General features: G+C 64.7%; 12 protein-coding genes and 1 pseudogene. 5 read left to right on the top strand and 8 right to left on the bottom strand.

The window, feature by feature from the left end:
- The first annotated feature begins 78 nt into the window (after positions 1–78).
- A complete protein-coding gene (locus G6N61_RS01105; protein WP_163916415.1) occupies positions 79–618 on the top strand; it encodes a DUF421 domain-containing protein in 540 nt (179 codons plus the stop codon).
- Positions 619–889: 271 nt separating this feature from the next.
- Here G6N61_RS01105 and G6N61_RS01110 read toward each other — a convergent pair whose 3' ends face one another.
- Together G6N61_RS01110 and G6N61_RS01115 are read right to left on the bottom strand one after the other, a co-directional pair.
- On the bottom strand, positions 890–1,762 hold the full coding sequence (locus G6N61_RS01110) for an alpha/beta fold hydrolase (RefSeq protein ID WP_163916417.1): 873 nt from the start codon (positions 1,760–1,762) through the stop codon (positions 890–892).
- 290 nt (positions 1,763–2,052) lie between these two features.
- Complete coding sequence (locus tag G6N61_RS01115) at positions 2,053–2,502, bottom strand: cupin domain-containing protein (protein WP_163916419.1); 450 nt, start codon at positions 2,500–2,502, stop codon at positions 2,053–2,055.
- Positions 2,503–2,932: 430 nt separating this feature from the next.
- Here G6N61_RS01115 and G6N61_RS01120 point away from each other — a divergent pair, with 430 nt between their 5' ends.
- Positions 2,933–3,436 carry a YkgB family protein gene (locus G6N61_RS01120; protein ID WP_163916421.1) on the top strand — a complete coding sequence of 168 codons (504 nt, stop codon included), beginning with the start codon at positions 2,933–2,935 and terminating at the stop codon, positions 3,434–3,436.
- Between the two features lie 567 nt (positions 3,437–4,003).
- Here G6N61_RS01120 and acs read toward each other — a convergent pair.
- The 5 genes from acs to G6N61_RS01145 form a co-directional block, all read right to left on the bottom strand.
- Positions 4,004–5,974 (bottom strand): acetate--CoA ligase, encoded by a 1,971-nt coding sequence (acs, locus tag G6N61_RS01125; RefSeq protein WP_163916423.1) that lies wholly within the window; start codon positions 5,972–5,974, stop codon positions 4,004–4,006.
- An 84-nt stretch (positions 5,975–6,058) separates the two neighbouring features.
- Complete coding sequence (locus G6N61_RS01130) at positions 6,059–7,111, bottom strand: AAA family ATPase (protein WP_163916425.1); 1,053 nt, start codon at positions 7,109–7,111, stop codon at positions 6,059–6,061.
- 11 nt (positions 7,112–7,122) lie between these two features.
- Entirely contained in the window at positions 7,123–8,160 is a 1,038-nt protein-coding gene (locus G6N61_RS01135; RefSeq protein ID WP_163916428.1) for an aliphatic amidase, read from the bottom strand.
- A 58-nt stretch (positions 8,161–8,218) separates the two neighbouring features.
- Positions 8,219–8,845, bottom strand: a complete 627-nt coding sequence (locus G6N61_RS01140) for an AmiS/UreI family transporter (RefSeq protein ID WP_163916430.1) — start codon at positions 8,843–8,845, stop codon at positions 8,219–8,221.
- A gap of 88 nt (positions 8,846–8,933) precedes the next feature.
- Positions 8,934–10,049, bottom strand: coding sequence for a substrate-binding domain-containing protein (locus G6N61_RS01145; RefSeq protein WP_163916432.1), 1,116 nt, complete (start codon positions 10,047–10,049; stop codon positions 8,934–8,936).
- 75 nt (positions 10,050–10,124) lie between these two features.
- Between G6N61_RS01145 and G6N61_RS01150 the strand changes: the two genes are divergently transcribed.
- Positions 10,125–10,547 (top strand): MarR family winged helix-turn-helix transcriptional regulator, encoded by a 423-nt coding sequence (locus G6N61_RS01150; protein ID WP_163916434.1) that lies wholly within the window; start codon positions 10,125–10,127, stop codon positions 10,545–10,547.
- 1,024 nt (positions 10,548–11,571) lie between these two features.
- Entirely contained in the window at positions 11,572–12,210 is a 639-nt protein-coding gene (locus G6N61_RS01155; protein ID WP_163916436.1) for a LysE family translocator, read from the top strand.
- 259 nt (positions 12,211–12,469) lie between these two features.
- Here G6N61_RS01155 and G6N61_RS01160 read toward each other — a convergent pair whose 3' ends face one another.
- Positions 12,470–13,870 carry an NlpC/P60 family protein gene (locus G6N61_RS01160; protein WP_235887093.1) on the bottom strand — a complete coding sequence of 467 codons (1,401 nt, stop codon included), beginning with the start codon at positions 13,868–13,870 and terminating at the stop codon, positions 12,470–12,472.
- A gap of 344 nt (positions 13,871–14,214) precedes the next feature.
- Between G6N61_RS01160 and G6N61_RS01165 the strand changes: the two are divergent.
- Positions 14,215–15,031: pseudogene (locus G6N61_RS01165) on the top strand (MOSC domain-containing protein).
- Positions 15,032–15,421 lie beyond the last annotated feature (390 nt).

Consider the following 15,421-nt stretch of genomic DNA (forward strand, 5'->3'; position numbering starts at 1 on the left):
GTCGAGTGCGCGCCCGTGCATAATGGGTGACACAGCCCAATAACTGGATGATCGATTCGCTCGGAAGGCGGGTTTGCGATGGAGCGGTTCGTACACGCACTGATCGGTGATCTCACAGCCGTTCCCCCCAGCGCGATCAAGGCGACCACCTTGTTCCTGACCGCTGCCTTGCTGTTCCGCTTCACCGAGCGCAGGACCCTGGCCGAGTTCGCTCCGTTCGACTGGATCGCGGCGGTAGCCGCCGGCGCCATCGTGGGACGCGCAGCCACGGCATCGGATACGTCATGGCTCGGCGCGACAACCGCTCTGGTGTGCCTACTGACCACTCACGCGGTCATCGCCCGCCTCAGATTCATTCCGCGAATCCGGCGCTTCATCGACCCCGCGCCGAAAGTCCTCATCCGAGACGGCGAGATCGTCCACGGCAATCTGAGACGGTGCGGTCTGACGACGACCGACTTGGAGGCGGTGCTCCGTCAGCACGGCCGTCTCACGCCCGAGGGCGTGCACCTGGCGGTGCTCGAGGCCAAGGGCGCCGTATCCGTCGTCGTCTCGACCGACGATCGACACCTCGCGCCATCGCGGGCTACCTCGGAATCGCGGGCTACCTCGGAATGATCGTGTCTGATCGAAGACCCGTCCGCACCGCGGAATGTCACCGTGCTTACAGTGGCATCGATCCAATCACGTTGCAAGAGTTGGCGGTGTGGCGTTCGACCCGGATCGAACGCCACATCGTCTCGCATACCAGGGCGCAGACGCCTGCGCCCTGGTATGCGAGCCTCAGCCCCGGCCGAGGGGACCGGAGCACCTCGTGGCGACGGATCGGCCGAGAGCCGACGTGGAGGGAGGCCACGTTCCGTCGCCGTATCGAGGCTCGTCGTGGGGGTCAGTGACTACCGAGATGCTCAGCCAGGAATCCGGTGATGAGCGAGGCGGTTTCGTCGAGAGCGGACTCGAGCAGAAAGTGTCCTCCATCGAGCAAGTGGATTTCCGCCTTCGGCAGGTCGTCGGCGAATGCCGACGCACCTTCTGGGCCGAATATCTCGTCGCCGCGCCCCCACACCGCGAGCAGGGGCACCTGAGAGCGACGGAAGAATTCGTGCACGTCGGGATACATCGGCGGGTTGGTCGCGTAATCGGCGAAGAGCGACAACTGGATCGCGTCATTGCCCGGACGAGACAGCAGCGAGTAATCGTGCAGCCAGGCCTCGGGGTCGACCAGGGTCTCATCGGTCACGCCCGTGACGTACTGCCAGCGAGTGGCCTCGAGCGTGAGGAACGCACGCACACCCGCCTCGGTTTCGGCGTTACGGTCAGCGCAGAACGCCCACACCGTCTTCCAGAAGTCCTCGACGAATCCGCTCTGGTAGGCATTGCCGTTCTGCGTGATCACCGCGATGACCTCTGCCGAATGGCGCAGCGCCAACCGCCACCCGATGGGTGCGCCGTAGTCCTGGACGTACATCGCGTACCGCTTGACTCCCAGGTAGTCGAGAAGCGACGCGGTCACATCGGCGAGCGCGTCGAAGGTGTAGTCGAACGCGTCGGGCGCAGGGGTGTCGGACAGCCCGAATCCCAGATGGTCGGGCGCTATGACGTGGTAGTCGGCGGCTAACAGCGGGATCAGGTGCCGGAACATGTGCGAGCTGGTGGGGAACCCGTGCAGCAACAGTACGGTAGGCGCCTCGGGGTCCCCGGCTTCGCGGTAGAACACTCGGTTTTTGCCGATGGTCGCGAAGCGGTGGTGAACGACGGCCATGCGCTGCTCCCTGCATCAAGTGGGCTGCTGACTGAATCGAGCCTGCCGACTCACAGCTTCCCTGTATGGGTTGGTTGACCCATTATGCATTCACAGGTCGGGTTACGCCAGACGTCACTTCGAGTTTCTTCGCGATCGCATCGTTCACCGGACCTCATACAAGACTTCTAATGAGGCCGACCACAACATCATCCGAGACCCCTGGGTGAACGTGCGGAGCACATTCGGACACACCGGCCGGACCCGCTCACAGCGGTTCCGGTCCGGCTGTCCGAGGCCATCAAGGCGCACTAGTCGAAATCGCAACCAGGATTCTCGGCGCTGTCGGAGGTCGGCAATCCTGCCGGATCAACGTAGGTGACCTCCAGCACCACGGGGGTGGATCCGAGGTTTCGCGCAGCGTGAACATGCTCCTCCCCGGTCGGGTCGGTAATGGGATCACCGACGCCATAGATGCCGTCCTGCTGGCAGTCAGACGAGTAGTGAGTGAGCGTTCCCTCCTTCACGACGCCGTAAATCACACCCCTGTGGGTGTGCCAACCGGTACCCCCACCGGGCGCAATCGTGATGTCCGAGACGATGTAATCCTTACCGGCGACCGTCTGCTTCGACAGTGTGACGGCTGACGTACCGGAGGGCGGAGTTGCACCCGCAACTGGCGCGACTCCCCCTACCGCCGTGCCAGCCGTTAATCCCAGCGCTGCCAGGGCGATCGCCGCCCTCGTCCTGCGCGTCACCATGATGTTCTCTCCTCTCGGAACTGCGCGTGAAACCGTTTCACGCGGATCATCGGGCGGGGTGCGCGTAGAAACACCCCGCCGCCACCACAAGCGAGTTCGAACATCTGCGTCGCACGGAGCGCTCGCTCAGACTCCGACAAACCGACGCGGAGCGGAGCGGATCAGCGATGCGCGCGGTTCGGCCACGAGTCAACCGCGAATCGTGAAGCGCTGCGGGTCCACGGTGGCGTCCGACCACCTGTGGACCCGCGGTTTCTGTCCTGTGAGGTTGTCACCGAATGTATTTCGCCGTCAATTGCACCTGATGATTGGCGAATGCAAGCCATGCACGACGCGAAAGACGTATCCCCTTCGCCGCCGTGCCACCGTTGACGCCAGCGACGACCACTCACATAATGGGCCGTCCGTCCCAATTATTGAGGAGACAGCCATGGCTGACAAAGTGAAACTGCTCAGATCCGACAATCCGACACTGGTATCGAGGATCGACACGATCGCGGCGGTGCTGGGCCGCTATGGCCTGGTCATCGTCATCGGGTGGATCGGCGCACTGAAGTTCATGGACTTCGAAGCCCACCAGATCGCCCCCCTCGTCGCCAACAGCCCGTTCATGGGGTGGCTCTACAACTTCATGTCCGAGAACGTGTTCTCGGATCTGCTCGGGGTAGTCGAAGTCAGCGCGGCGATCCTGCTGGCAATCAAACCGTTCGCCCCGAAGTTGTCGGTGCTGGGTAGCCTGCTGGCCATCCTGCTGTTCGTCAGTACCGTGAGCTTCTTGTTCACCACTCCAGGGGTCACCGAGCCGGCCGGCGGAGGATTTCCGGCCATCTCCCTGACAGGCGAATTCCTACTCAAGGACATCCCCCTGCTCGGACTGTCGTTCTGGACACTGAGCGACGCACTCAAGGCCATCGGGCAACGCGAGGCGACGTAAAGACTTCAACCACCTCTGAACACGAACGCCGCCGCATTCACCGTTGCGGAGGTGCGGCACCGCCTCTCGGGCCAGACGGCGGCTCCAAGCGTTGCGATGGGACGCATCCGATGCATCCGGATGTGTTGGCTCTGTTGACAATGGCGTCGGCGGTTGTGGCCGGCGCGGTGAGTGCGTCGCCCGGTTTCGTGATGGTGGCTGTGAGCCACACCGGCTTTGACTCTGCGGTCGATTGCCCCAGCACCAGGACGTGGCCGCCCGACAGGCTGGTCCCCCAGGCGCGATGGTCGTCCAACAGCGTGCTGACTCCTGCGTCCGCCAGACCTTCGGCGAAGTCGGTGGGAGGGTTATCCGCCCGGCGAGCCCGTGCGTCATGACGGCCGCGGGGCCGGACCGACCCGAACTCTCGGCGCCGTAGAACGGACCACGCAACGTGACGCCCTCGGCGTCGAACTCGACCTCCTGCGCTTCCACCACTGCCCCTAGCCTTCCGCGCGAACGACCATTACCGTCACGCTTTTTCGCGAGAAGCGTGGCGGTAACCGGCGTTCGGCGGAGGGGGCGGACCTACTTGCTGGCGCGGATGGCTTCGAAGACGCTGGGGTCGACGAGGGTCGACGTGTCGCCGAGTTCGCGGCCTTCGGCGACGTCGCGCAGTAGGCGGCGCATGATCTTGCCGCTGCGGGTCTTGGGGAGCTCGGGGACGACGTGGATTTCGCGGGGTTTGGCGATCGGGGAGATCTCCTTGGCGACCTCGGCCCGTAGTTCCTCGACCATGTTGGCGTCGTCGGCCTTGGCTGAGGCCTTGAGGATGACGAACGCGCAGATGGCCTGACCGGTCTGTTCGTCGGAGGCGCCGACGACGGCGGCCTCGGCGACCCCGGAGTGCCCGACGAGGGCGGATTCGACTTCGGCTGTGGAGATCCGGTGCCCGGAGATGTTCATGACGTCGTCGATGCGGCCGAGCACCCAGATCTCGCCGTCGGCGCCGTAGCGGGCGCCGTCACCGGCGAAGTACCAGCCCTGCTCGGCGAACCTCGACCAGTAGGTCTCCTTGAACCGCTCCGGATCGCCCCAGATGCCGCGCAGCATCGACGGCCACGGCTTGTCGAGCACCAGGTAGCCGTTGGCCTGCTCGCCGTGATCGGTACCGGGTTCGAGCTGCTTGCCGTCGTCGTCGACGATCACCGCCGAGATGCCGGGCAGCGGTGTCATCGCCGAGCCGGGCTTGGCGTCGGTGACGCCGGGCAGCGGCGAGATCATGATCGACCCGGTCTCGGTCTGCCACCAGGTGTCCACGATGGGCGTCTTGTCGGCGCCGAACACCGTGCGGTACCAGCGCCACGCCTCGGGGTTGATCGGTTCGCCGACCGACCCGAGCAGTCGCAGGCTCGACAGGTCGTGCTCGGCGGCGATCTGGCGGCCCAGTTTCATGAACGTCCGGATCAGCGTCGGCGCCGTGTAATAGATGGTGACGCCGTACTTCTCGATGACCTCGAAGTGGCGGTGCTCGGTCGGGGAGGTCGGGGTGCCCTCGTAGACGACCTGCGTCACGCCGTTGGACAGCGGTCCGTAGACGATGTAGGTGTGGCCGGTGACCCAGCCGATGTCGGCGGTGCACCAGTACACGTCGGTCTCGGGTTTGACGTCGAAGACGTTGAAGTGGGTGTAGCTCGACTGGGTGAGGTAGCCGCCGGTGGTGTGCATGATGCCCTTGGGCTTGCCGGTGGTGCCCGAGGTGTAGAGCAGGAACAGCGGGTGTTCGGCGTCGAACGCCTCGGGGGTGTGGTCGGTGGACGCCTTCGGCACGACCTCGTCCCACCAGACGTCGCGGCCCTCGGTCATCGCGGTGTCGATTCCGGTGCGGCGCACCACCAGAACGTGCTCGACACACTCCTGATCCTTGACCGCCTCGTCGACCGCCTCCTTCAATGACGCCGCCTTGCCGCGCCGGTACTGCCCGTCGGTGGTGATGACGAGCTTGGCCTCGGCGTCCTCGACGCGGGCCCGCAGTGCGCTCGCGGAGAAGCCCGCGAAGACGACGGAGTGCATGACGCCCAGCCGCGCGCACGCGAGCATCGCGACGATCGCCTCGGGGACCATCGGCATGTAGATCGCGACGCGGTCGCCGGCGACCAGGCCGAGGTCGGTCAGGGCGTTGGCCGCCTGCGACACCTCGTCTTTCAACTCCGCGTAGGTGATCGTCCGTTGATCGCCGACGGGTTCGCCCTCCCAGTGGATGGCGACGCGATCGCCGTTGCCCGCTTCCACGTGGCGATCGACACAGTTGTAGGCCACGTTGAGCTTCCCGCCGACGAACCACTTCGCGAACGGCGCCTCCGACCAGTCCAGTACCTCGCCGAACGGCGTCTCCCACGCCAACCGCCGGGCCTGCTTGTCCCAGAACGCGAGTCGATCCCGCTCGGCCTCGTCGTACAACTCGGCGGACGCGTTCGCCGACGCGGCGAACTCGTCCGACGGCGGGAAGGCCGGTGGATCGATGTCGGCGGAAGCTGCGGTTTCGACAATTGAGGGCATGGTCGGCTCGAATTCCCTTCGTACTGGTGGCCTGAGTAACGTTCGCGGCATCGACGGAGACGGTCCGCGGGAGAGATGTCCCACTTACAGGGCAATCACCGGTTCCACGCGCAGAACCTCCCCGGTTACGCTCGCCTCCAAAGTGATTGGAGTCGAGGACGACGTCCCACGCGCTCGTAACACGCACTGCGCGACCGGAGCGACGAGATGTGTCCTGATCGCTCGGCGCAGCCCGCGGGCGCCGTAGACGGGGTCGAACCCGATTTCGTGCAGGCGTTCGACGACGCCGGGACCGACGCGCAGCGCGACGGACTCCCGCGCCAGACGCGCGACCAGTAGTTCCAACTCGAGCGCGGCGACCTGCAGGGCCGTCGCAGTTTCGAACGGGTTCATCACGACCGTCTCGTCGATCCGGTTGAAGAACTCCGGATCGAAGAACTCCTCTACCGCGGCGATGACCAGATCGCGTGGACTGTCGGCCCGATGCGCGCGCCACGGTCGCCATCGACGACGAACTCGTTGCGCCGCTGCGAAATCCCCCGACCCCAGGTTCGAGGTCAAGAACACGAGACAGTTGCGGAACGAGATCCTTTCCTTGCCGTTCGCCAAACGCAGTTCACCGCAGTCCAGTACGTGTAGGAGTGCGCGGATCACCGTCGAGTCGGCCTTCTCGACCTCGTCGAACAGCACGACGCCGGGTGTGTACGGGTCTCCCTCGATCCTGTTCTTGTCGAACAGGGTGAAGGACTCCTTGCTACCCGCGTATCCGGGCGGTGCGCCCGAGAAGGACGCCGCGTAGTGCTCCTGCGCCAGGGCGGCCATGTCGATCCGGCAGAGATCGTCTGCGCCGGAACGTACTTCAGCGGCGACTCGACGGACGAGCTCCGTCTTGCCGACCCCGGTCGGCCCGACGAGCAATACACTCGCCAACGGTCGACCGGGATCGGCGACACCGGCGTGCGCAATCGACACCGCTCTGGCGACGGCGCTGACCGCCTCCGGTTGACCCACGATCCTCGCCTCGAGCCGGTCGACGAGGGCGCCGTGGTCGATAGCGGCGGGCAGCGGCGTTACGACCACGTCGCCGAGCGACGTGTTGCCGTTCTGCTCGTGGAACATGTCGGTGATGAAGGGCACGCCGGTCCTCTCTACGCCTCGACGGTCTGTTCGACGGGCAGGTTGCCGACTCGGCAGTCGGCCACGCCCACGGTCTCGCGCGTGATGGACTCGACCACCTCCTGTGCCTTCTGCGCATCGGTCACCCACAGCTTGTAGAACTCGAAGGGGCAGTCCGCGACGCCCTTGTCGCCGTCGCCGGCGGCATGGACGCCCGAGTAGCCGCGGTGCAGGAGTTTGAACAGATGATTCTGCGATTGGTCGTACTCGCGGGCGTCTCGGATCGCCGACAGCGACAGTTGGGCGAACTGGATGCCGTACTCCTCTTCACCGGTCTCACCAAGAGTGCGGCCGTCGAACCCGACGATCGCCGAGTGCCCGAAGTAGGAGTACACGCCGTCGAAGCCGGCGGCGTTCGCCACCGCGACGTACGTGTTGTTCGCCCACGCCATCGCCTTGGCCATCAGCACCTGCTGGTCCTTGGACGGGTACATGTAGCCCTGGCACCGCACGATCAGTTCGGCACCCTTCATCGCGCAATCCCGCCAGATCTCGGGGTAGTTTCCGTCGTCGCAGATGATCAGCGAGATCTTCATGCCCTTCGGTCCCTGCGAGACGTAGGTGGTGTCGCCGGGGTACCAGCCCTCGATGGGGCACCACGGCAGGATCTTGCGGTACTTCTGGACGATTTCACCGGTGTCGTCGATGAGGACCAGTGTGTTGTAGGGCGGTTTGTTCGGGTGGTCCTCGTGCCTTTCGCCGGTGATCGAGAACACGCCCCAGGTCTTCGCCTTGCGACAGGCCGCGGCGAAGATGTCGGTCTCGTCGCCGGGAATGGTGGCGGCCGTGGCGTACATCTCATCGGGGTCGTACATGATGCCCTGGGTGGAGTATTCGGGAAAGACCACCAGATCCATACCGGGGAGGCCGGCCTTCATCCCGACCACCATGTCGGCGATCTTGCGGGCGTTGTCCAGTACCTCCTCCTTTGTGTGCAGGCGGGGCATCTTGTAGTTGACGACCGCGACTCCGACGGTGTCCGGGCTGGATGAGATGTCTCCGTGTCGCATGAACTTCTCCTTCTGGTTGTTGGTGAAACGGATTGAGCAAACGTGAAATAACGAGCAGTCAGTTGTATGCGGGGGTGGTGGATCCTGCGCGAGCCCAGGTCGTGGAGCCACTGAGAACTGCCGCCGCGGTCAGCAGTGCGGTCAGACCCACGGCCCAGACCGCGGCGATCGGGCCCGAGGTCCGGTAATGGCCGGTGAGTGCGAGAAAGGCAGGTACCGCGCAGGTGGGCAGGCTCAGCAAGGTGACCGACCATCCGGTGAACGTTGTCAGCTCGTCGCGGCCGAGGCCGAACACCAGGAAGAACAGAAACCAGAGCACCGCCCACGCCATCCAGATGACACCGAAGGCGGGATCGCCGGCGACCGTAAACGACAGCGCCGCGTAGACCACGGCGGCAGCGGCGACGAACAGCGAGAACCAGCCGATCCCCTGCGGCTCGAGACCTGCCAGGTTGGTCACCCCGACGTAGAGGTAGGTGAATCCGAAGAGGTAGATGCCCGAGGCGGCCAGCGTGGTCGCGGCGTCGCCGCCCGCCTGGATAAGCATCACCGTGGGTACGGCGCACTGAAGTGCGCCGACGAGGAGATTGAAGACTGCGGCGGAGCGCACCGGGACCTTGCCCAGCAGGGTGACACCGTTGAGGAAGAGCACGGCGCCGACGTAGAGCAGTCCGACGTTGTTCATTTTCCGCCCACCTATCGGTTTCATTTGGAATATCTCCATTTGAAACTAAGTGGTCGGCGCCACACTGTCAACTACCGCGTAGGCCGGATCACAATCCGCCGCGCCGCTCCAAGGTCGTCAGCACTTCGAAGTCCAATCCGTCGGCCAGCGCCAGATGCACAGGCTGCTCCGTGGCATGGTGTCGGAATTCAACTGTGCCTCTGGGACTTTCGTACGCAACACGGTCCGGCGTAGCGATGTCGGTTAGTCGCCCGGCTTTGTGAATAAGCTGTGCAAGCAGCTGCGGCCCCTCGTAACACGACTCGGCGATCCCCGTCAGCGGCGGGGCCCCACCTCCGTGCAGTTCGAGGTAGCGCCCGAGCAGATCCATCGAGTTGGCGCCGATCATCGAACGGAAGTAGGAGGCGGCAGCGAACACGCCGCGGGTGCTTTCGTGGCCACTGGCCAGCAGCATTCCCTCGTCCATCAGCGGACTGAACCGTACGAACGACTCATCGGCGCCGAGTTCGGCGCAGGCCCGGTTAAACTCGACGGCGTCCTGCCCCACCAACAGCATCAACACCGCATCGCACCGCGAACGCAGCGCATCCCGCACAACCTCGGTCATGTCGGCGCGGCCGAGGTCCACGAACCGGCCGCCGACGATGCGCAGATCGAGGTCGCGGGCGTATTCGCGCACCGACGCCAGCGACGACCGCGGCCATACATAGTCGTCGCCGACGATGAACCACCGCCGCGCGCCCACGTTGTCGCGCATCCATCGCAAGGCCGGGGCGATCTGGGTGTCGGGCGTCTCCCCGCAGCAGAAGATGTCGCGTCGGGTCTCGCCGCCCTCGTAAAGCGCCGGATACGCGTAAGGCACGCGACCGGCGACCACCGGTGCCAACGCGTGCCGCACCGACGAGATGTGCCAGCCGGTCACCGCGTCAACCCGGCCGGCAGTCACCAAACGGTCGACCTCACGCGCCACCACAGCGGGTTCCGCTCCGCCGTCGACGATCTCGATGACGGCCTCGCGGCCCAGCACGCCCCCGGCAGCGTTCAGATCGCGGGCAGCCAGCTCGCTCACCGCCTCGCACGCGGGACCGAATACCCCACCCGGGCCCTGCAGCGGCACGACCACGGCCAGCCGCCATACCTCGGCGTCTTCGCGCCTTGGTGAGGGCCTACTCACAGCGCTGGTCCTATCCAAGCCAAGGAACATGAGGTTACTATCGTTTCCAGTTGAAAGTATTGACCGAGCCGGGCTCTCCCGGCAAGGCCTAAGGAGGCGGCGATCGTGTCGAGTGCGCCCACCGACGGCCCGGCTACCGCGTCGACGGCGGTCAGAGTGCTTCAGGCGGCCCGCCGGTTGGCCGTCGGGCTCGAGACCGAACTGCAGCGCGAACAGCTCGGGGTCGACCACTGGCTGGCCATTGAGGCGCTCGCCGAATCCGGAGGCCTCACCATGGCCGAGTTGCAGGCGGAAACCGTAACTGCGGGGCCCACCCTCACCCGGGTCGTGGACAAGCTTTCCACCCGCTCCCTGGCCTACCGGGAGGTGGACGCTTTGGACCGGCGCAAGGTACGGGTGTATCTCAGCGACCGGGGCGTGCAGACGCGCGATCGGCTCGCCGCAGCCCTCGCCGACGTCGAGGCCGAGTGGGCATCAACCGAGGGGTTTTCTGATGAGTTCGCGATGAACTCGCGAGCAAAGAGCTAGGCGACCGGTACCACTGAGCCCCTTGCCGGACAATGCGTAATCCCCTTAGCACTGAACCGGTCTTGGGGGCGCTCGTTGAAGGCGCTGCCCAGTGCGACCGACGGCGACGCAGCCTGCGCGTATTCGATTTGCTGACGTCGTTGATTGGCGCCGAACGTGGTCGCAAAACGAGTCCGTGTCATCTCGTCTGAGCGCACAACAGACCGCGCTCTTGGTTTCGAACAGCTCCTTCATGGGCTGGCTCTGCGGCTTTCTGTCGGAGCGTACGTTCTCCGCCCTACTCGGTGTAATCGAGGTGGGTGACGAGAACCCATCGGCCAATCAAACCTGTTGCGCCGAAACTGTCCATCGTCGGGAACGTGTCGGCCATCTTGCTCTTCACAGGCCACGGTGAGTTCCTTGTTCACCACACCCAGTGTCACCGAGCCCGCTGGCGGCGGATTCCGGCGTTGTCGCTGTTTGGGAGCTTGTCACGAAGTACATTCCCCTACTTGGACTGTTCTTCTGTACCTTGTTCGATTTGGTCAAGGCCGTTGCGGCCAAGGGCGTGGGATCGAAATAGAGCCTCTAATCAGTCGGATTGGTCGGCCTGTCAACACGTAGGCCTGACCCTTCTCATACCGCGGACGCTAAACGAGCCCCGGCGTGCGAGCAGGTCAACTCGGCCAAACCTCGTTCGCGTGGGTTTGGGCGGGCCGGGCTAGTGTCAGGCCGAAAGCAATTGACGCGTGGACAAGACGACCGGTAGCTTCCGCCGTGCACTCGGAGCGGGTCGTGGTGGTCCTGGTGTCCCGTCATCGTCGTCTCACCCAACGGTATCGACGTGACCGTCCAGCATCCTGGCGTGCGGCCAGGCAAGGCCGGAGTTCTATCCGAATGCTGCAGGGTCAACCAATCCGTGCCCCTCACCCGCGTTCATCGCGGACGAGTTCATCCCTCGCAGTCTTGAGCGCTCACGGGGAACGCCGTGAATCCCTCCCCCGGCGGGGATTGCACGGTGCGGGCACTTCGAAGGAGGTAGTTCATGGCGAATCAAGACATCGTGAGCCTGGTGACAATTGCCGGTGCCGTCGCGATCGGGGCCATCAGTCCTGGGCCCAGCTTTCTCCTGGTGGCGCAGACGGCGCTTTCGACGACACCGCGCAGAGGTCGTGTCGCAACGCTCGGTGTGGGCACGGGTGGGTTGGTATTTGCTGTTGCCGCCACCGCGGGAGTAGGGACGGTCCTGGCTTACGCCGTCTCGACGTTCCTGGTGATCAAGGTGCTAGCCGGGGACTATTTGATGTATCTCGGCGTTCGCCTGTGGAAGGCGGGCGATCACGACGGAACCCTGCCGCAGGCCGGGCCCCTTCCGTCGAGCCGGACCTTCGCCATCGCGATGTCGACACAGTTGAGCAACCCGAAGGCAACCGTGGTCCATGGCAGCGTCTTCGCGTCCGCGCTGCCGGCGCATCCCTCGCGCTGGTTGTTGACCGCCCTTCCTCTCGTGGTGTTGTCCATCGAGGCGTCCTGGTACCTGACGGTCGCCACCATGATGTCGCGGCCCACACCCAGGCTGGTGTACGGCAGGGCGAGGTCGGCCCTCGACCATAAGGCTGGCACCTTCATGGCTGGGCTGGGTGCGCTGATCGCCACCGAGGGACTACGAGGCGCTCTCCGGTGACGGCCTCAAACCACGGCAGATGGCACCGCCCCCACGTTGACGCGTTTTCGTTGCTTGCCTCCGGTATCGGCAGGGGTTCTGATACACGTATGCGTTAACGGGCTGGCCTCGCTCAGCGCAAGCCCTGGTAGCCATACGACTATGTGGAGCAACGGCTCAAGAACGCACGATGTCGACCAGCACGTTCGCTGGTGAGGATTCCGCCGTCTGATCGGTCGATGCTGGCGCGCCCAACCGACCGCGCCAGGTCGATTAGCGGTCAGTACTCGATGAAGCGCGTTACGTACGGTGTCATGCCCGAGGTACGGACGGCAGACACATGCACGTCCGAACCTGTGAAGGGAGCTTCGAGCATCATCCCCTGCCCGAGGTAGAGCGCCTCGTGCTGGCTAGCACCGGGCCCGTAGAAGATGACGTCTCCGCGCCGCATCTGTGCCGAAGGCACTTTGCGACCGGCGTCGTATTGGTCGCCCGAGTAGTGCGGCAGTTTGATGCCAACGCCGGCGAAAGCGAATAACACTATGCCCGAGCAATCGAAACCGCTGGTGCCCGCGCCCGAGTCGATGCCCCGAGAGGGTCCGGCCGCGCTGCCGCCACCCCACGAGTAGGGCACGCCAATCTGGGACATCGCACGTCGGATGACGTACTCCGAGGCTTGTCGCCCGTACGCCCGCGGTATGGCGCCGTTGGTGAGGCCGGCCTGCGCGTTGGGCACCTCCGCCGGAACGATGCCCAAACCGTTGAGAAATGAACGTCCCAGATCGGCTGTCACGTTCGCCGACGCCGAAGCCACGCCGAGGATCGAGTTCACCACGGCCAGCGGATCAGTCGTCACGTTCGCACTCGGAACGGATGGCAGCGTCGTGTCCCACTCCTGCACGCTCGCCGCACCCGGCCCCCGATCCGCTGCTAGATCCCAGGCTTTAGTGCTGTCCGCCGCTACGCCTGCCGCATCCTTGGCGATACGACGATCGGCCGCCAACGACTCGATACGTTGGCGTTGGTCGGCGAAGGCTGCCCGTGCTGCGGTTAGATCGGAGACTGCTTCTTCTTGGAGGCGCTGCGCCGCGGCCCGCGCGGCGTTGGCGTCGTCGCGCGTGGCGCGTGCGCTCGACTCGGCATCCACCTCGCGTGTACGCGCCCGATTCAGGTTAGCCAATGATTGGCGCTGGCTTAGTGCGATTGCTCGTCCCGCGGCCAGCGTCGACAAGGCCTCTGCGGGGTCAGTTGCCATCAGCGACGAGGCACTTGGCCCGTTGACGTACGTTGAAACGGCGAATAGGTCGAAGCGGTGCTGCGCTTCCTCGATCTGTGAGCGTGCACGAAGCACAGCGTCCTGCCGTCGTCGAACATCGGACTCGGCCACGGCCGCCGTGTCACGAGCCGCGCCCAGTCGCACGATGGCTTGATTTACCTGCTCCTGCAGGGTTTGAACTTGCGCGCCGGCTTGGTGGAGCTGCTGCTCGGCGTCGGCCGCGGCAGCAACCGACCCGACGAGGTCGTTCTCACCGGGCGTTGCCGCGGCGACCGCACCCTGCGCAGATACCGCGGCCAAGCCGACCGACGCTAGAAGACCGACCGCGAGAAGCTGGCAGCATCCCTTGCCCGCCATCGAATACGTGATCGTCGATTTCGGCTCGTGCTCACCGTGATTGATCATTGGTCTCCTTGCCGATGGTTGGTTTACGAAGACGCGAGCTCGCCCATGCTAATGGTTAGCGCCGGTCACAACATTAGTTGCACCTGCCGCCGCGGGAAGGGGGTGGGTGGATTTGGTGCTGCAACCGTGACATTGACGGGCCCAGTACCGCCCACTGGGAAACTTTTTGGGCTACGCACCCCACGGGGGTGACAGGCCGAGGGCCGCTCCACAGCAGGTCGTTCCATTGCCGACATTCGACCGGCACAGCGGAACACCGCCGCGCCAACTCGCCTCCGGATCGAAAGCACGGAAACCACTGACTCACACTGCTTGCGGGCTCGACCGCGGGCTATCGTCGAGTCATGGGCGCCACGTCACGGCTACATGCGCAAAGTCTGCACCGCTACCCGGTGAAGTCATGCTGGGAGAAGGCGCCGATGTATTGATCGTCGATCACGGCGGGGCCCAGGGCGACCGTCGGTTCGCCTTGATCGACGAATCCAACGGTCATGTGGCCAGCGCGAAGCAGGCCAGACTGTGGCGCACTTTGCTGCAGTGTCAAGCGTTCGTCAACGCGTCCGGGGTCCACATCCGATTCCCGGGCGGACGTGTCACCGCGACCGACGACGAAGACATCGACGAGCTGCTCTCGTCGTTTGTGGGTCGTCCGGTTCACTTGATGGACAAGAGACCGCCAGGGGCGACTCTCGAGCGCGCTGATCCCGAACAGGTGCTCGAGCGCGGGCTAGACGCCGAAGTAGACGCGCCGCTCCTCGAGCTGGCCCAAGCAACTCCAGGCACATCGTTCACCGACTTCGCGCCGCTTCACGCGATCACCACCGCCACCCTGTGTGCGATCGGCGTGGAGGCCGAACGCTACCGCCCGAACCTGGTCATCGAGACTCCGCTTGACCATCCCCCTACGCAGAGAACGACTGGACCGGAGGCACTCTCACGGTTGGTGGGACGCGTCTGCGCGTTCTCGGTCCGACTCCGCGGTGCGTCATCCCGACCCTGGAGCACGGCCAGTTGCCGCGAGCGCCCCACGCATTGCGCACACCAACGGTGCACAATCGCGTACAGGCTTTTGATTTCGGCGTGCTCCCCTGCGCGGGGACATACCTCGACGTCGTCGCCGAAGGTGCGATGCACGTCGGCGACAGCGTCGTGAGGGAGTAACCGGGCGCTGCTTCTAGCGGCTTCTTGGTGCCAGATAGCGGCAGCGCCGCTGCCCGCGCGGCACGAACGCGTCATGTCGGCGACCCGGTTCGGCGGCCCAGCGTGTGGCCGGGACGCACAAGCGCTGCCGCATCAGACCATCCCAGATGTGTCAGGCATTCTCCGGCAATCAATCACATCAACAGCCGCGCATTCTTAGGGCGAATCTACTGGAGCGCCGCCGATCGGCCCTCCTCACCAACGGTGTACCTGGTAGATACGGCGATCGTCCACTGTGTCAAACGCGGACGAAGACAGTCCGTCGCGGCGAGCATTGGTTGGCCATACACCACGTCGAGTCGAGTAACCCATAGAATGGGTTGTGTACCCCAGCCAATCACCAGAGGGCAG

The sequence above is a fragment of the Mycolicibacterium arabiense genome, from assembly GCF_010731815.2.
In the GTDB taxonomy this organism is placed as follows: Bacteria; Actinomycetota; Actinomycetes; order Mycobacteriales; family Mycobacteriaceae; genus Mycobacterium; species Mycobacterium arabiense.